Origin of the sequence: Noviherbaspirillum aridicola (assembly GCF_019656455.1) — a bacterium.
Taxonomy (GTDB): domain Bacteria; phylum Pseudomonadota; class Gammaproteobacteria; order Burkholderiales; family Burkholderiaceae_D; genus Noviherbaspirillum; species Noviherbaspirillum aridicola.
On sequence record NZ_BPMK01000027.1, the window covers coordinates 1 to 14,437 of the forward strand.

Sequence of the window (14,437 nt, forward strand, 5' to 3'; positions counted from 1 at the left end):
CTCGCCTTTTTCCACCTCGTCAACTACCGCCAACTTAAAAGCCAGCGTGTAGTCCCGCTGCGTACGCTTGATCCCTCTGTCCATTTGACACCTCCAAAAAAGTGTCAACGCATTTCAGGACGGGTCATGCAAATGAAAAAGGCCTCGCATCTGCGAGGCCTTTGCTTTACTGAAACCAGGACTACTTGATCTTGGTTTCCTTGTATTCGACGTGCTTGCGAGCTTTCGGATCGAACTTCATGATCGTCATTTTCTCGGGCATCGTGCGCTTGTTCTTCGTGGTGGTGTAGAAGTGGCCGGTACCTGCGGTCGATTCCAGCTTGATTTTGTCGCGGTTAGATTTTGCCATGATGATTTCCTAGAGAGTCCGCTTAGATTTTCTCGCCGCGAGCACGCATGTCTGCGAGGACGGCGTCGATGCCGATCTTGTCGATCACGCGCAGGCCGGCGTTCGATACGCGCAGGGAGACCCAGCGGTTTTCGGATTCAACGAAGATGCGGCGGTTCTGCAGGTTTGGCAGGAAGCGACGCTTGGTCTTGTTGTTGGCATGGGAAACGTTGTTGCCGACCATCGGCTTCTTCCCGGTGACTTGGCAAACACGTGCCATGTTTCACTCCTTATTGAGTCCAGAATTGGAAAAACCGCGAGTATAGCCAGAAAAATTAAGCATTTCAAGGACTTGCGGAAAATAAGTGTGTCAATGACCGAAAATTTGATTTAACAATTGTGTAGCCTACATTTCGCCGTGCTCGGCAAACGAATAAATCGTGGTGCCCGCCACGATGAAATGGTCGAGGATGCGTACGTCGACCAAGTTGAGCGCCTGCTTCAGCGCGAGCGTCAGGCTGCGGTCGGCGGCGCTCGGCTCCGGTGCCCCGGAAGGATGGTTGTGGGCGACGATGATGCTGGCCGCGTTGTGCTCCAGCGCCGCCTTGACGACTTCGCGCGGATAAACGCTGGTATGCGACAGGGTGCCGCGGAACAGCTCCTCGGCGGTGATCAGGCGGTTGCGGGTATCGAGGAAAAGCACGACAAAGGCTTCGTGAGACTTGGAGGCGAGCAGCAGCTGCAGGTATTGCCTGACCGCGCGCGGCGACGACAGCACCTCGCCGCTCTGCAATTGCTCCGACAGCGCCCGGCGGGCGAGCTCCATGACCGCCTGCAGCTGCGCATACTTGGCCGGGCCGAGCCCGTTCAGCTCCGAGAACGCCTCCAGCGATGCATTGAACATGGCATTGAGCGAGCCGAAGTGCTGGAGTATTTCCCTGCCCAGGTCGACCGCGCTTTTCCCGGTGGTGCCGACGCGCAGGAAGACCGCGAGCAGTTCCGCGTCCGAGAGCTGTTCCGGGCCCTGCTTGATCAGTCGCTCGCGCGGGCGTTCGTCTTCGGGCCACTCGTTGATTCGCATGACAGTGCACCTCCTGGAATTGGGGCTGTCATTATAAAGAATGCAATTGTCTAAGGCGCAATTTCTTGATCCGCCCATGCCCCGTGCTGCGCGTACCCGGCGGGGCGGGGCGCGGCCTCCGAAGCTCGATTACAATAGCGGGTTACTTTTACTCCGTCCCGCCATGCCAGACTCTCAGCCCGTTGTCACGCCGTCGGCCTACCTGACGCTGCATTACCGCCTTGCCTCCAGCGAAGGGGCGAACATTGTTAGTACGTTCGAAGAGAACCCGGCCACGCTGCAGCTCGGAACCGGCCAGCTCGCGCCCTTTCTCGAGGCTTGCCTGCTCGGCCTGCCGGAAGGCGCGCACGAAGTCTTCGAGCTGACCCCGGAGCAGGCTTTCGGTCCGCGCAATCCCGAGCTGATCCAACGCGTGTCCCGCGCGACCCTCGCCGAGAATTCGCTGGCGGGTGAGGACTATGCCGTGGGCGACCTGGTCGAGTTCAATGCGCCTTCGGGCGGACGGTTCGCGGGCGTTCTGCGCTCGATTGACGACAACGGCGCCGTGTTCGACTTCAATCACCCGCTGGCGGGGCAGCCGGTAAAATTCGAAGTCAGGATCATCGGCATACTCTGACGCCGTGCGCGGCGTCCTTCGACCTGGATCGTTAGAACATGGATAAGGAAATACTGCTCGCCCAGCCGCGCGGCTTCTGCGCCGGCGTGGACCGCGCGATCGATATCGTGGAGCGTGCGCTCGAAACCTTCGGCGCGCCGATCTACGTGCGCCACGAAATCGTGCACAACGCCTACGTGGTGGCCGACCTGCGGCGCAAGGGCGCGGTCTTCATCGAGGAACTGGCCGATGTGCCGGCGGGCAGCACCGTCATCTTCTCGGCCCACGGCGTGTCGAAAGCCGTCGAGGCCGAAGCCGGGGCGCGCGGACTGCGCATCTTCGACGCCACCTGCCCGCTGGTCACCAAGGTGCATGTCGAGGTGCTGAAGATGCGTCGCGAGGGGCGGGAAATCATCATGATCGGCCACGACGGCCATCCCGAAGTCGAGGGCACGATGGGCCAGGCAGAGAGCGGAATGTACCTGGTCGAGACGGTCGAGGATGTCGAAAAGCTGCAGGTGAAGAACCCGGACCTGCTCGCTTACGTGTCCCAGACCACGCTGTCGGTGGACGACACCGCGGAAATCATCGAGGCCCTGCGCCGCCGTTTTCCCAATATCGCGGAACCCAAGAAGGGGGACATCTGCTATGCCACGACGAACCGCCAGGAGGCCGTCAAGTTCATGGCGCCCCAGGTCGAGGTGGTGATCGTCGTCGGCAGCCCGAACAGTTCCAACTCCAACCGTCTGCGCGAAGTCGCACAGAAACGCGGCACGCCGGCCTATATGGTCGACAACGCGAGCCAGATCGATGCCGCCTGGATCGAAGGCCGTCAGCGCATCGGCGTCACCGCCGGCGCCTCCGCACCGGAAATCCTGGTGCAGGAAGTGATCGACCGCCTCAGGGAGCTCGGCGCAAAGAGCGTGCGTGCGCTGGACGGCGCCGAGGAAAACGTCACTTTCCCGATGCCCAAGGGACTGGCCGCCGCGGGCGCCTGAAAGACGGGCAGGTCCGGCACCAGCCCGGAATTAAATTTCGGACCTGCTTGTTTTTTCCATTAATTGTTTTTCTCCTAAATCGTTATGATTGCTGCCTGCCATTGCGGCTGAGGCGGCGGTCAACGCGGCCGCCGGTGGCGCATCGGAAAAACCGGGACTTTCCACTTTTTCCATATAAAGTGTAGTTGCCGACGGCGCCATTCGGGCCACGGACGGAACGGCGCAGCGTTTAGAGTGGATACCCCAGCAATTGAAGCAAGGCCAAGGTTTCCAATCAGAACAATGTCGGTATAATGCCGCCCGGTTCGGGTGGGCCCAAAAGGCAACACTAACTATAAAAGTTCTTACCAAAGACGGGATCAAGGAGACACGAGCATGCACATTGACCACGCCTTCGCCACTCGAATAATTGCGGCAGGCCTGTTTCGGTAAGGATGACATTCGTCCAGACGGCACCCAAGGCAGCACGAGGGTGCCGTTTTTGTTATCCGAAACGGGTTTGCGGCAGTGCAGGTGGGCGGCGAACCAAAGTTGTACAACGATTTGAACGGTCTTTATAGAGAGTAGGCAAACATGGATACATTTATCCAACAAATCATCAACGGGCTGGTCCTGGGCAGCATGTACGCCCTGGTCGCATTGGGTTACACGATGGTGTACGGCGTGCTTAACCTGATCAACTTCGCCCATGGCGACGTGCTCATGATCGGCGCCATGATGGCCGTGACCATCCTGAACATCGTTCAGAGCGTCGCCCCCGATCTGCCCGGCGTGGTCAAGATCCTGATTGCGATCGCGGGCGCCATCCCCGTCTGCATCGTCGTCAACATCATCATCGAACGCGTCGCCTATCGCCGGCTGCGCAACGCGCCGCGCCTGGCGCCGCTGATCACCGCGATCGGCGTGTCCATCCTGCTGCAGACGTTCGCGATGATGATCTGGGGCCGCAGCCCGATTCCCTTCCCGCAGGTGATGCCTGCCGAACCCTTCACCATCGGCGGCGCCCTGATTTCGCCGACCCAGGTCATGCTGCTGATCCTGGCAACGCTGGCAATGGTCGGCCTGGTGCTGCTGGTCGAAAAGACCCGGATGGGCCGCGCGATGCGCGCCACCGCGGAAAATCCGCGCGTTGCCGGCCTGATGGGCGTCGACTCCAACAAGGTCATCGTCATGACCTTCGCCATCGGCGCCGCGCTCGCGGCGGTCGCCGGCGTGATGTGGGGTGCGAACTACTCGTCCGCGCAATTCGCGATGGGCTTCGTGCCCGGCCTGAAGGCATTCTCGGCCGCGGTCCTCGGCGGCATCGGCAATATCTACGGCGCCATGGTGGGCGGCATCCTGCTCGGCCTGATCGAGAGCCTCGGCGCCGGCTATATCGGCGACCTGACGGGCGGATTCCTCGGCAGCCACTACCAGGACATCTTCGCGTTCATCGTGCTCATCATTGTCCTTACCCTGCGTCCGTCCGGCATCATGGGCGAGCGCGTTGCCGATCGCGCCTGAGCGGAATCAGAAGGAGTTCAACATGTCCACACTATTCGACGTCAAACACCATCCGCGCAAGGCTTTCGTGAGCTTCGCGGTACTCGGCATCGTGCTGCTCGCATTCCCGTTCATTGCCTCCAACTTCGGCAATTCCTGGGTGCGCATCATGGACCTGGCGCTGCTGTACATCATGCTTGCGCTCGGGCTGAACATCGTGGTCGGCATGGCCGGTCTGCTCGACCTCGGCTATATCGCGTTCTATGCGGTCGGCGCCTACATGGCCGGTCTGCTGGCGTCGCCGCAGTTCGCCGCGGTGCTCGAATCCTTCGTCAATACCTATCCGGCCGTGGGCGAAGCCCTGATCTGGATCGTGGGCGAAGAGGCCGCCAAGAACGGCATCCACCTGTCGGTCTGGGTGATCGTTCCGCTGGGCGCTGCGCTCGCGGCATTCTTCGGTGCGCTGCTCGGCGCACCGACGCTGAAACTGCGCGGCGACTACCTCGCGATCGTGACGCTGGGCTTCGGCGAGATCATCCGCATCTTCATGAACAACCTGAACGCGCCGGTCAACATCACCAACGGCCCGCAGGGCATCAATATGATTGACCCGATCCGCATCTTCGGCGTCTCGCTCGCGGGCGAGGGCGGTACCGTGCAGATCGGTTCGTTCTCGATGCCTTCGGTGAATGCCTACTACTTCCTGTTCCTGACGCTGTGCGCGATCATCATCTTCATCTCGATCCGCCTCCAGCATTCCCGCCTGGGCCGGGCCTGGATCGCCATCCGTGAAGATGAAGTCGCCGCCAAGGCGATGGGCATCAATACCCGCAACGTCAAGCTGCTCGCCTTCGCCATGGGCGCCTCCTTCGGTGGCGTCGCCGGCGCGATGTTCGCCTCGTTCCAGGGTTTCGTCTCCCCCGAGTCCTTCTCGCTGATGGAGTCGATCGCCGTGCTGGCCATGGTGGTGCTCGGCGGTATCGGCCACATTCCCGGCGTGGTGCTCGGCGGTGTCATCCTCGCCGCGCTGCCGGAAGTGCTGCGTCACGTGGTGGAGCCGTTGCAGCGCAACCTGTTCGGCACCGTGCTGATCGAGGCCGAAGTGCTGCGTCAGCTGCTGTACGGCCTGGCGATGGTCGTGATCATGCTCTACCGTCCGTCGGGCCTCTGGCCGGCGCCGCGGCATGAAGACCGTATGGAGGCGAACGCTACCAAGCGTCTCGACGAGAAAGAGCCTGCCGCGCTGGCTGCATAAGGAAAATCCATGAGCGAACAAGTCATTCTCAACATTAAGGGTGTCAACAAGCGGTTCGGCGGCCTGCAGGCGCTGTCGGATGTCAGCGTCCAGATCAAGCGCGGCCAGATTTACGGCCTGATCGGTCCGAACGGCGCGGGCAAGACCACATTCTTCAACGTGATCACCGGCCTGTACCAGCCCGATTCGGGCAGCTTCGAACTCGCCGGCAAGCCGTACTCGCCGTCGGCCCCGCACGAAGTCGCGAAGGCGGGCATTGCCCGCACCTTCCAGAACATCCGCCTGTTCGGCGAGATGTCGGCGCTGGAAAACGTCATGGTCGGTCGCCACGTGCGCAGCCACCAGGGCGTGTTCGGCGCGGTGTTCCACCACAAGGCCGCGCGCGAAGAAGAAGCGGCCATCCGCCGCCGCGCGATGGAGCTGCTCGACTTCGTCGGCATCGCCCAGTTCGCGCACCGCACCTCGCGTCACCTGTCCTACGGCGACCAGCGCCGCCTGGAGATCGCACGCGCGCTCGCAACCGATCCGCAGCTGCTGGCGCTGGATGAACCCGCCGCCGGCATGAACGCGACCGAAAAGCTCGCGCTGCGCGAACTGCTGGTGAAGATCAAGTCCGAAGGCAAGACGATTCTGCTGATTGAACACGACGTGAAGCTGGTGATGGGCCTGTGCGACCGCCTCACCGTGCTCGATTACGGCAAGCCGATCGCGGAAGGCGTGCCGGCTGAGGTGCAGAGCAACCCGGCGGTGATCGAGGCGTACTTGGGAGGTGGGCACTAAATGAACGAAAACATTCTGAAGATCAGCGGTCTGAAGATCGCTTATGGCGGTATCCAGGCAGTCAAGGGCATCGACCTCGAAGTCAACAAGGGCGAGCTGGTCACGCTGATCGGCGCCAACGGCGCCGGCAAGACGACCACCCTGAAAGCCATCACCGGCACCCTGCCCGGATGCAAGGTGGAGGGGCAGATCGTCTACTCGGGCGCCAATATCCAGGGCACCAATTCGTTCGAACTGGTCAAGCGCCATCTGGCGATGGTGCCGGAGGGCCGCGGTGTCTTCACCCGCATGACCATCCTCGAAAACCTGCTGATGGGCGCCTACATCCGCAACGACAAGGCAGCCATCCAGGCGGACATCGACAAATGGTTCGGCGTCTTCCCGCGCCTGAAGGAACGTTCCGCCCAGCTGGCCGGCACGCTCTCCGGCGGCGAACAGCAGATGCTGGCGATGGCACGCGCGCTGATGAGCCATCCCAAGCTGCTGCTGCTCGACGAGCCCTCGATGGGCCTGTCGCCGATCATGGTCGAGAAGATCTTTGAAGTGGTGCGCAACGTGTCGGCGCAGGGCGTGACCATTCTGCTCGTCGAGCAGAATGCGAAGCTGGCGCTGCAGGCCGCGCACCGCGGCTACGTGATGGACTCGGGACTGATCACCATGAGCGGCAACGCGCAGGACATGCTGGACGATCCCAAGGTGCGCGCAGCCTATCTCGGCGAAGGCTGATCCTTCCTCTTATCCGATCCGAAACCGCCCCGCATTGCCGGGGCGGTTTTTTTTCGTCCGGCGCGTGCACCCGCGCGCGAAACGAGCCGGTGGCATAATCCTCCGACGCGCTGCGCGCAAAGCGACGCACAGCCATTCAATCAATACAAGGAGCAGACCATGCAGTTCGCCATTCCGCCCGCAGCCATTGCTGCCGTTCCCGTAGCCAACAGCGACGCATACTTTCCGGTCCACCGCATCTACTGCGTCGGCCGCAACTACGCCGAGCACGCGAAGGAAATGGGCGGAACCGGCCGCGAGGCGCCGTTCTTCTTCATGAAGCCGGCCGACGCCGTACTGCCGGTCGCCCCGGGCAGCACCGGCGAAATGCCGTATCCGCCGATGACCGCGGACCTGCACCACGAAATCGAACTCGTGGTCGCGATCGGCAAGGGCGGCAGCAACATCGCCGCGGCGGACGCCATGCAGCACGTCTGGGGTTACGCGGTCGGACTGGACATGACGCGCCGCGACCTGCAGGGCGAGGCCAAAAAACTCGGTCGGCCCTGGTGCACCGGAAAGGGCTTCGACCACTCCGCACCCATCAGCCCGATCTGTCCCGCGCAGCAGGCGCAGCTGCAGCCGAGCGCGACCATCAGCCTGACGGTCAACGGCGGCCCGCGCCAGCGCAGCACCATCGACAACATGATCTGGAACATCGCCGAGACGATCGAGCACCTGTCGAAGTTCTACACGCTGCAGCCTGGCGACCTGATTTTCACGGGCACCCCCGAGGGGGTCGGCGCGGTACAGAAGGGCGACCTGCTGGAAGGCGCAGTCGACGGCGTCGGCCAGCTGCGCGTGAAGCTGGTTTGAGATCGGGGAGCGGCCGATGAAGCTCTACAGTTATTTTCGAAGCTCGGCGTCCTACAGGGTCCGCATCGCCCTCAACCTGAAGGGCATCGCCTATGACACCGTACCCGTGCACCTGCTGCGCGACGGCGGCGAGCAACTGACGCCGGAGTACCGCAAGCTCAATCCGGACGGGCTGGTACCGGCGCTGGAAGTGGAGGGCGCCGCGCTCCAGCAGTCCCTCGCCATCATCGAGTACCTGGAGGAGACGCAGCCGCAGCCGCCGCTGCTGCCGCAATCCCCGCTCGACCGCGCATGGGTGCGCGGCCTCGCGCTCTCGATCGCGTGCGACATTCATCCGCTTAACAACCTGCGGGTTCTGCGCTACCTCGTGCGCGATCTGAAGGTCAGCGAGGAAGACAAGAACGCCTGGTACCGGCACTGGTGCGAGCAGGGACTGGCGGCGCTCGAAACCACGCTGGCGAGGGACAAGCGCGTCGGCACCTTCTGCTATGGCGACACACCCGGCCTGGCGGACTGCTGCCTGGTGCCGCAGGTCGCCAATGCGCGACGCCTGGAATGCGACCTGTCGGCGATGCCGACCATCCTGCGCATCAACGACGCCTGCCTCGCGCTGGATGCGTTCGCCAGGGCCGCGCCGGCCGCGCAGCCGGACGCGGAGTAGAAAGGCTCAGCCTGCCTGATAGGCGACGACGGCCTGGCGCTGTTCTCCCAGGCCGTCGATCCCCAGCACCATCTCGTCGCCGCGCTTGAGAAAGCGCTGCGGTTTCATGCCCATGCCGACGCCGGGCGGCGTGCCGGTGGTGATGATATCGCCCGGCATCAGTGTCATGAAACGGCTCACGTAGCTGACGATCTTCGCCACCGAAAAGATCATGGTGCGCGTATTCCCGCTCTGTACCCGCTCGCCGTTCAGTTCGAGCCAGAGTTCAAGGCGCTGCGGATTCGGCACTTCATCGCGCGTCACCAGCCACGGGCCGACGGGGCCGAAGGTGTCGCACCCCTTGCCCTTGTCCCATTGCGAGCCGCGCTCGAGCTGATATTCGCGCTCCGAGACATCGTTGACTATGCAATAGCCGGCCACATGCGCGAGCGCGTCCTTTTCGCTCACCGAGCGGGCCATCGTGCCGATCACCACGCCGAGTTCGACTTCCCAGTCGCTCTTTTTCGACCCGCGCGGCAGCATCACCGGGTCGTTCGCGCCGGACAGGGAGGTGGTCGCCTTCATGAAGACGATCGGCTCCTTCGGTATCGGCATGCCGGCCTCCGCCGCATGGTCGGAGTAGTTCAGGCCGATACCGATGAATTTGCCCACGGCGGCGACCGGCACGCCCAGGCGGGGTGTGCCGCGAACCAGCGGCAGGGTCGACGGATCAATCTTCGCCAGTCGTCGCAGGACCTTGTCCGACAGCTCCGTTGGACCGAGGTCGGGAATCACCGAAGACAAATCGCGCAGCCGGCCCTCCTGATCGAGAAGGCCGGGCTTCTCCTTGCCGGGGCGGCCATATCGCAGCAACTTCATGCACTCTCCTGTCTGATGCCTGTTGGAATAATCAGGCCAATATAAACGAAGAGCGAGAGCGCTGCAGTGGCTCAGCGCGGCGTCCGCGGAATCACCAGCTTGCCGAGCAGGTTGATGCGGGTGGCGATTTCGGACGGAGCGGGTATCTGCATGTCCTCGTCATCGCAGGAAGGGGGAACGGATCCGCCGGAGATCGAGATTTCGGGCAAGTCGGCGGCGTCGAGTTTTTCATCGCTGGATGCAGGCATCGGTCGTCTCGCAAGTTGACAAGTTGCTCTTATCCTACACGCCGCGGCACCTGCCTCATTGAGCTTGATCATTCTCATCAGGTGAACATTTTTCGACAAAGACACCACTCATGTTCATGATCGCGCAACGTCGTGCGCACCGCGGTTCGCTGGAATAGAGACATTACTGTGACAGGGGATGCGACATGCTGAGTGCAGTGATTACCTTGCTTGCCATGCTGGGCGGCGGCGCCGTGGTGGCCGCGTGCATCGATGGATTGCTGAGGCTGGAAGACGGCGGAGAGAGCTGAATTCTTTCCGGTTGCGGCAACACATCACCCGCCTCCAGCGGAATTGACTGCGCACAAGCAGGACCGGGTGCGCGCGGATAAACATGTCACATTGACATGACAAGGAGACCGCCGTGAACATGAATCTGCCCGACTTCGACGTACTGCTTGCGATTCACCGCGAGGATCCGGAAGCGCTCGAGCGATTCAGGCGGCACCTCCTGCGCGAAGCCGTGGACTCCGCGCCTCTCCAGCACCGGGATTCGCTCGAAGAACTGCTCCGGCGCATCGAGGAAGCGAGATCCGAGGCACGTGACCCGGTCGATGCCGCCGCCATCGCCTTCCGTATGATGCGCGATTCGGTCGACCGCCTGCAGGCGTCCTGGGATGAAGCCCTGCATGCGGTCTCCGGCATGCAGGCGAGGGTGCTGATCGAGCGCATGCGCGCCGCCTGACGGAGCGAAGCCGCGCGCAGAATGGAAGGTCTTCCCGAGGCCATCGCCGCTGCCTTGCGCAGCGAACTCCCCAACCTTTCGGAAGCATCCGCCGGCGTGCGCTCCGCGCTGCGGCTGATCATGGCGGTGCTGCTCGGCGCCGTCATAGGCTTGGAGCGGGAAAAACGCGGCACCGCCGCCGGCTTCCGCACCCACATGCTGGTCGCGCTCGGCGCCGCATTGTTCGTGGTCGTGCCCGCGCAGATGGGCATGGAGTCCGACGAACTCAGCCGCGTCCTGCAAGGCCTTATTTCCGGCATCGGCTTTCTCGGTGCGGGCGCCATCATCAAGCTGTCCGAGGGCAGGGAGGTCAGAGGCCTGACCACCGCCGCCAGCGTCTGGCTGAGTGCCTCCATCGGCGTGGCGACGGGCCTGGGGCAGCACCTGATCGCAATCTTCGCCACCGTACTGGGCGTGGCGATCCTGATGCTGTCACATCCGAAGCCGAAGCCGGGAGCCAGGGAGTAGGCAGGGAAATGCAGGGAAGGGAGGATGGTCCCGCCGACAGGAATCGAACCTGTATCTAGCGCTTAGGAGGCACTCGTTCTATCCATTGAACTACGGCGAGCGGACCTTGTTTTGCGGTATTTTACACCCTGTCTCTACTCTGTAGCACTCATCTCGTATAATCCTGTTTCACTACGTCAGTGATACAAAGTGATACGGGGAGTGATACATGGCGAGCATCACCAAGGTCGGCTCTTCCTGGCGGGCATTGATACGCCGGAAGGGGCACAAGCCACTCTGCAAAACCTTCAAGGTGAAGGCGCAGGCTGAGGCCTGGGCGCGCCAGAGAGAAGCCGAGATTGACCGCGGCGAGATTGTAGCAGAGCCGGGTATCCTCCGTATCAGCGAGGTCATTCAGGCGTATCGCGACCTGCGCGACAAGGCGCGGCCGATTGCCGACACTTCCAACGAGCATTACATGCTCAAGCACCTGAACGAGGGGCTGGGCGACAAGCGCGCCGGCTCGCTCTCAGCGCAGGACCTGGTGGACTACTGCAGCATGCGCAAGGAAGAGGGTGCCGGGCCCTACACCTGCAATATGGAGATCAGCAAGCTCGGGACGGTCATCCGCTACGCCGCCGCGGTGCTGAAGGTCTCCCTCCCTGACGCGGTCGGTCAGGCCCGGCCTCTGCTCACTCACCTAGGCCTGATCGGCGCCGGCGGGAAGCGTGAGCGGCGGACGAATGAAGACGAACTGCCGCGTATCGTCGAGCACCTGCGCGAGACCTATGGCGGGCGGTACGCCGACGCAGTGGAATTCGCAGTCCTGACGGCAATGCGCCGCGGTGAGGTCTGCCGGATCGTCTGGCCGGACGTCGACGAGAAGAAAAAGCTGGTGATGATCCGCGACCGGAAGCATCCCCGAAAGAAGCTCGGCAACGACGAATGGGTGCCGCTCCTCGGTGATGCCTACCGGCTGCTGAAGCGGCAGGAGAAGAAGGCGGACGACGACCGGATCTTCCCGGTGCACCCCCAGACGCTGTCGAAGTATTTCAAGGAGACCTGCAAGGCGCTGGGGATTCCCGACCTGCACCTGCACGACCTGCGGCACGAGGGCACGTCGAAGCTGTTCGAGCAGGGCTACGAGATCCAGCAGGTTGCCCTAGTTACAGGACACAAGGATTGGCGTCATCTGAAGCGGTACACCAATCTGAAGCCGGAAGACCTGCACCGGGCGCAAGTGGCTGACGATGTGCCCGCCGACACCAACCGTTCCTGAGGTCGCGCATGGATGGATTGGTATCGCTGATGTCTGGGCGGTTCAGTGACGAGATTACATATGTAGATGCCGCGTCTGAACTGGAACGAGTGTGTGACTGGCTGACTAGTCTAGGCATCGAATATTCACGTACCCGAATCGGCAGATATCGCACTCTGTTCACAGAGTTGGCTGAGGCCCACCGGGAAAACAGGATCGATGAATTTAACGATAAGTACTCGTTCGCAGAGTTCGTCAACGCAGCGTACGAGCGTTCCGAACTGGTACGGATTTTTGCTGGCCTCAAGAGTCTCTCGGATGCCGGGCTGATCGACAGGCTGAAGGACGCTCTGAAGGGCCACGAGTTGTACGTGATGGACAACACGGATCGGTCAGGAAGGGACTTCAGTTTGGAGCTATCGGCTGCGGCTCGTTTTGCTCGGCAGGGTTATCGGATTGACTTTGACCACGAAGCAGACCTGAAGGTCGATATGGGGGAGTTCACTCTTTACGTCGAGTGCAAGAGGCTGAAGTCTGCTGCGAAGGTCGAGCGTCGAATAAAGGATGCAATTGCTCAGCTCGAGAAACGGTATCGCTCCTCATCCTCGTCAGAAATCACACGAGGGCTGGCATTTTTCTCAACAGGTAAGATCGTCAACGAAGAGCTCGGCGTTCTGACCGGGCCTACCTTCGACTCCCTCGGCGCTGCCGCCGGCGAGATCAACAAGCGTTTCATATCCCAGTTTAAGCATCTATGGGAAAAACCGGGCCGGGATATGAGAACACTCGGTGCAGCCGTCCAGCTGGACGTACCCGCGAGAGTCGAGAGCGGCGGACCTCTTCAGACATTGCACGAAGTTGCTTTTCACACCACGACACATGCGATGACATTGGATCATCACCGGTTCCTGCGGGTGGGGGAAGTGTTTCGGAGCCAAGACTGGTAGTCATCCTGCCTAACTAACCAAATAGGCGAACTTTCTGAAAAGCAAATATACTGCGGCAGTTCGAACCAAGGGGAATTGGTGATGGCGCAAGACTACAAGCAGTACCAGACGGATGTCACAGCTGACATAGCGGGTGTTATCGCAAAACACGAGTGCCAACCGATCTTGTTCATTGGATCGGGATTTTCGGCCCGTTATGCTAGTGCTCCAAACTGGGAGGCCTTGCTACGAGAACTCGCCTCCGCTTGCCCCCTGATTGATCGCGATGTTGCTTACTACCGCCAATCTGGGATGTCTCTTCCACAAGTCGGGACAGAATATGCGAAGGCGTACAAGGAATGGGCATGGGGGAAGGGACGCAAGCAGTTTCCTGAACACTATTTTGATGCCCAGTACCCGTCCGACGTCTTTCTGAAATATGCCGTATCGCTTCGTCTCTCAGCGCTTGGACCTTCGAAAAAGGGCTCCTATGGCTCGCCAGAATTGGACGCGGAAATCGAGGCGCTCAAGCAGATTAATCCACACGCCATAATCACAACGAACTATGACGAGTTACTCGCTCCAATGTTTTCCGACTATGAGCGTGTGATTGGCCAGCAAGTAATTCGCCAATCGTACCTTTCGATCGGCGAAATCTTCAAAATTCATGGGTGTGTCTCCGACCCTCTGTCGCTCACCTTGACCGCCGAGGACTACCAGAAGTTTGAGACCGACAAAAAATATCTCAGCGCGAAGCTATTGACATACTTTGTGGAGCACCCGCTGCTATTTGTTGGTTATAGCGCCAGTGACGAGAACATTCGGGCGATTCTCGAAGAAATTGATCACATGCTCCCGGAGCAGGCGGACGTAATCCCAAATATTTATATCCTCGAATGGGACAATACGATCAATGCCGAAAGCAACCCACCGCGTGAGAAGCTTATTGCGGTTAGCGGCGGCCGGAGCATTCGGCTGAAAAGTATTGTGGCAAGTTCCTACGAGTGGGTTTTCAAGGCGTTCTGCAGTGACAAGCCGCTTGAGAAGATCTGACCTGCTCCCCAATTTAGTACGAAACCAAATTAGAGTCTGCGGTTAAAAAACTATCTGCGAACTGCTTTGGCGTCAGGTACCCGAGTGAGCTGTGCGGCCGGTCGTTATTGTATTCCTGGCACC

The 14,437-nt window shown here is 61.0% G+C and carries 20 protein-coding genes and 1 tRNA gene; 13 read left to right on the forward strand and 8 right to left on the reverse strand.

Annotated features, from left to right (window positions below; all coding sequences use genetic code 11):
- Positions 1-181: 181 nt before the first annotated feature.
- The 3 genes from rpmG to radC form a co-directional block, all read right to left on the reverse strand.
- Positions 182-349 carry a 50S ribosomal protein L33 gene (gene rpmG, locus NCCP691_RS20870; protein ID WP_220810504.1) on the reverse strand — a complete coding sequence of 56 codons (168 nt, stop codon included), beginning with the start codon at positions 347-349 and terminating at the stop codon, positions 182-184.
- 22 nt (positions 350-371) lie between these two features.
- Positions 372-608: a 50S ribosomal protein L28 gene (gene rpmB / locus NCCP691_RS20875; protein ID WP_220810505.1), complete on the reverse strand. Its 237-nt coding sequence runs from the start codon at positions 606-608 to the stop codon at positions 372-374.
- 126 nt (positions 609-734) lie between these two features.
- A complete protein-coding gene (gene radC, locus NCCP691_RS20880) occupies positions 735-1,409 on the reverse strand; it encodes a RadC family protein (RefSeq protein ID WP_220810506.1) in 675 nt (224 codons plus the stop codon).
- Between the two features lie 163 nt (positions 1,410-1,572).
- Between radC and NCCP691_RS20885 the strand changes: the two genes are divergently transcribed.
- Together NCCP691_RS20885 and ispH are read left to right on the forward strand one after the other, a co-directional pair.
- A complete protein-coding gene (locus NCCP691_RS20885; protein WP_220810507.1) occupies positions 1,573-2,025 on the forward strand; it encodes an FKBP-type peptidyl-prolyl cis-trans isomerase in 453 nt (150 codons plus the stop codon).
- A 38-nt stretch (positions 2,026-2,063) separates the two neighbouring features.
- Complete coding sequence (gene ispH, locus NCCP691_RS20890) at positions 2,064-3,002, forward strand: 4-hydroxy-3-methylbut-2-enyl diphosphate reductase (RefSeq protein ID WP_220810508.1); 939 nt, start codon at positions 2,064-2,066, stop codon at positions 3,000-3,002.
- Positions 3,003-3,032: 30 nt separating this feature from the next.
- Here ispH and NCCP691_RS20895 read toward each other — a convergent pair whose 3' ends face one another.
- A complete protein-coding gene (locus NCCP691_RS20895) occupies positions 3,033-3,176 on the reverse strand; it encodes a hypothetical protein (protein ID WP_220810509.1) in 144 nt (47 codons plus the stop codon).
- A 399-nt stretch (positions 3,177-3,575) separates the two neighbouring features.
- Between NCCP691_RS20895 and NCCP691_RS20900 the strand changes: the two genes are divergently transcribed.
- The 6 genes from NCCP691_RS20900 to maiA all read left to right on the forward strand — a co-directional run bounded on the left by NCCP691_RS20900 (position 3,576) and on the right by maiA (position 8,761).
- Positions 3,576-4,505 (forward strand): branched-chain amino acid ABC transporter permease, encoded by a 930-nt coding sequence (locus NCCP691_RS20900; protein ID WP_220810510.1) that lies wholly within the window; start codon positions 3,576-3,578, stop codon positions 4,503-4,505.
- Positions 4,506-4,527: 22 nt separating this feature from the next.
- On the forward strand, positions 4,528-5,739 hold the full coding sequence (locus NCCP691_RS20905) for an ABC transporter permease subunit (protein ID WP_220810511.1): 1,212 nt from the start codon (positions 4,528-4,530) through the stop codon (positions 5,737-5,739).
- A 9-nt stretch (positions 5,740-5,748) separates the two neighbouring features.
- Positions 5,749-6,519: an ABC transporter ATP-binding protein gene (locus NCCP691_RS20910; RefSeq protein WP_220810512.1), complete on the forward strand. Its 771-nt coding sequence runs from the start codon at positions 5,749-5,751 to the stop codon at positions 6,517-6,519.
- Positions 6,520-7,245, forward strand: coding sequence for an ABC transporter ATP-binding protein (locus NCCP691_RS20915; protein WP_220810513.1), 726 nt, complete (start codon positions 6,520-6,522; stop codon positions 7,243-7,245).
- A gap of 159 nt (positions 7,246-7,404) precedes the next feature.
- The gene (locus NCCP691_RS20920) at positions 7,405-8,100 is read left to right on the forward strand and encodes a fumarylacetoacetate hydrolase family protein (RefSeq protein WP_220810514.1); all 696 of its coding nucleotides are present in this window, start codon (positions 7,405-7,407) and stop codon (positions 8,098-8,100) included.
- A gap of 16 nt (positions 8,101-8,116) precedes the next feature.
- Positions 8,117-8,761, forward strand: coding sequence for a maleylacetoacetate isomerase (gene maiA, locus NCCP691_RS20925; protein WP_220810515.1), 645 nt, complete (start codon positions 8,117-8,119; stop codon positions 8,759-8,761).
- A 6-nt stretch (positions 8,762-8,767) separates the two neighbouring features.
- On the opposite strand, the gene NCCP691_RS20930 is transcribed toward maiA, so the two are convergent.
- Positions 8,768-9,619 (reverse strand): fumarylacetoacetate hydrolase family protein, encoded by an 852-nt coding sequence (locus NCCP691_RS20930; protein WP_220810516.1) that lies wholly within the window; start codon positions 9,617-9,619, stop codon positions 8,768-8,770.
- A gap of 71 nt (positions 9,620-9,690) precedes the next feature.
- Positions 9,691-9,867, reverse strand: a complete 177-nt coding sequence (locus NCCP691_RS20935) for a hypothetical protein (RefSeq protein WP_220810517.1) — start codon at positions 9,865-9,867, stop codon at positions 9,691-9,693.
- A 409-nt stretch (positions 9,868-10,276) separates the two neighbouring features.
- Here NCCP691_RS20935 and NCCP691_RS20940 point away from each other — a divergent pair, with 409 nt between their 5' ends.
- Together NCCP691_RS20940 and NCCP691_RS20945 are read left to right on the forward strand one after the other, a co-directional pair.
- Positions 10,277-10,591, forward strand: coding sequence for a DUF3135 domain-containing protein (locus tag NCCP691_RS20940; RefSeq protein WP_238482539.1), 315 nt, complete (start codon positions 10,277-10,279; stop codon positions 10,589-10,591).
- Positions 10,592-10,612: 21 nt separating this feature from the next.
- Complete coding sequence (locus NCCP691_RS20945) at positions 10,613-11,098, forward strand: MgtC/SapB family protein (protein WP_220810519.1); 486 nt, start codon at positions 10,613-10,615, stop codon at positions 11,096-11,098.
- Between the two features lie 25 nt (positions 11,099-11,123).
- On the opposite strand, the gene NCCP691_RS20950 is transcribed toward NCCP691_RS20945, so the two are convergent.
- A tRNA-Arg gene (locus NCCP691_RS20950) sits at positions 11,124-11,198 on the reverse strand.
- A 108-nt stretch (positions 11,199-11,306) separates the two neighbouring features.
- Here NCCP691_RS20950 and NCCP691_RS20955 point away from each other — a divergent pair.
- The 3 genes from NCCP691_RS20955 (at position 11,307) to NCCP691_RS20965 (ending at position 14,314) form a co-directional block, all read left to right on the forward strand.
- Positions 11,307-12,356 (forward strand): site-specific integrase, encoded by a 1,050-nt coding sequence (locus NCCP691_RS20955; protein WP_220810520.1) that lies wholly within the window; start codon positions 11,307-11,309, stop codon positions 12,354-12,356.
- Positions 12,357-12,364: 8 nt separating this feature from the next.
- Positions 12,365-13,282: a hypothetical protein gene (locus NCCP691_RS20960; protein WP_220810521.1), complete on the forward strand. Its 918-nt coding sequence runs from the start codon at positions 12,365-12,367 to the stop codon at positions 13,280-13,282.
- Positions 13,283-13,363: 81 nt separating this feature from the next.
- Complete coding sequence (locus NCCP691_RS20965) at positions 13,364-14,314, forward strand: SIR2 family protein (RefSeq protein ID WP_238482538.1); 951 nt, start codon at positions 13,364-13,366, stop codon at positions 14,312-14,314.
- Positions 14,315-14,327: 13 nt separating this feature from the next.
- Here NCCP691_RS20965 and NCCP691_RS21670 read toward each other — a convergent pair.
- Positions 14,328-14,437: integrase core domain-containing protein (locus NCCP691_RS21670; RefSeq protein WP_217021575.1), on the reverse strand; the 110-nt coding region annotated here is incomplete at its 5' end.

Excerpts from the sequence above, each read along its gene's own strand:
- rpmG (WP_220810504.1), bottom strand. The coding sequence starts at position 349 with ATGGCAAAATCTAACCGCGACAAAATCAAGCTGGAATCGACCGCAGGT.
- rpmB (WP_220810505.1), bottom strand. The coding sequence starts at position 608 with ATGGCACGTGTTTGCCAAGTCACCGGGAAGAAGCCGATGGTCGGCAAC.
- radC (WP_220810506.1), bottom strand. The coding sequence starts at position 1,409 with ATGCGAATCAACGAGTGGCCCGAAGACGAACGCCCGCGCGAGCGACTG.
- NCCP691_RS20885 (WP_220810507.1), top strand. The coding sequence starts at position 1,573 with ATGCCAGACTCTCAGCCCGTTGTCACGCCGTCGGCCTACCTGACGCTG.
- ispH (WP_220810508.1), top strand. The coding sequence starts at position 2,064 with ATGGATAAGGAAATACTGCTCGCCCAGCCGCGCGGCTTCTGCGCCGGC.
- NCCP691_RS20895 (WP_220810509.1), bottom strand. The coding sequence starts at position 3,176 with ATGGAAAAAGTGGAAAGTCCCGGTTTTTCCGATGCGCCACCGGCGGCC.
- NCCP691_RS20900 (WP_220810510.1), top strand. The coding sequence starts at position 3,576 with ATGGATACATTTATCCAACAAATCATCAACGGGCTGGTCCTGGGCAGC.
- NCCP691_RS20905 (WP_220810511.1), top strand. The coding sequence starts at position 4,528 with ATGTCCACACTATTCGACGTCAAACACCATCCGCGCAAGGCTTTCGTG.
- NCCP691_RS20910 (WP_220810512.1), top strand. The coding sequence starts at position 5,749 with ATGAGCGAACAAGTCATTCTCAACATTAAGGGTGTCAACAAGCGGTTC.
- NCCP691_RS20915 (WP_220810513.1), top strand. The coding sequence starts at position 6,520 with ATGAACGAAAACATTCTGAAGATCAGCGGTCTGAAGATCGCTTATGGC.
- NCCP691_RS20920 (WP_220810514.1), top strand. The coding sequence starts at position 7,405 with ATGCAGTTCGCCATTCCGCCCGCAGCCATTGCTGCCGTTCCCGTAGCC.
- maiA (WP_220810515.1), top strand. The coding sequence starts at position 8,117 with ATGAAGCTCTACAGTTATTTTCGAAGCTCGGCGTCCTACAGGGTCCGC.
- NCCP691_RS20930 (WP_220810516.1), bottom strand. The coding sequence starts at position 9,619 with ATGAAGTTGCTGCGATATGGCCGCCCCGGCAAGGAGAAGCCCGGCCTT.
- NCCP691_RS20935 (WP_220810517.1), bottom strand. The coding sequence starts at position 9,867 with ATGCCTGCATCCAGCGATGAAAAACTCGACGCCGCCGACTTGCCCGAA.
- NCCP691_RS20940 (WP_238482539.1), top strand. The coding sequence starts at position 10,277 with ATGAATCTGCCCGACTTCGACGTACTGCTTGCGATTCACCGCGAGGAT.
- NCCP691_RS20945 (WP_220810519.1), top strand. The coding sequence starts at position 10,613 with ATGGAAGGTCTTCCCGAGGCCATCGCCGCTGCCTTGCGCAGCGAACTC.
- NCCP691_RS20955 (WP_220810520.1), top strand. The coding sequence starts at position 11,307 with ATGGCGAGCATCACCAAGGTCGGCTCTTCCTGGCGGGCATTGATACGC.
- NCCP691_RS20960 (WP_220810521.1), top strand. The coding sequence starts at position 12,365 with ATGGATGGATTGGTATCGCTGATGTCTGGGCGGTTCAGTGACGAGATT.
- NCCP691_RS20965 (WP_238482538.1), top strand. The coding sequence starts at position 13,364 with ATGGCGCAAGACTACAAGCAGTACCAGACGGATGTCACAGCTGACATA.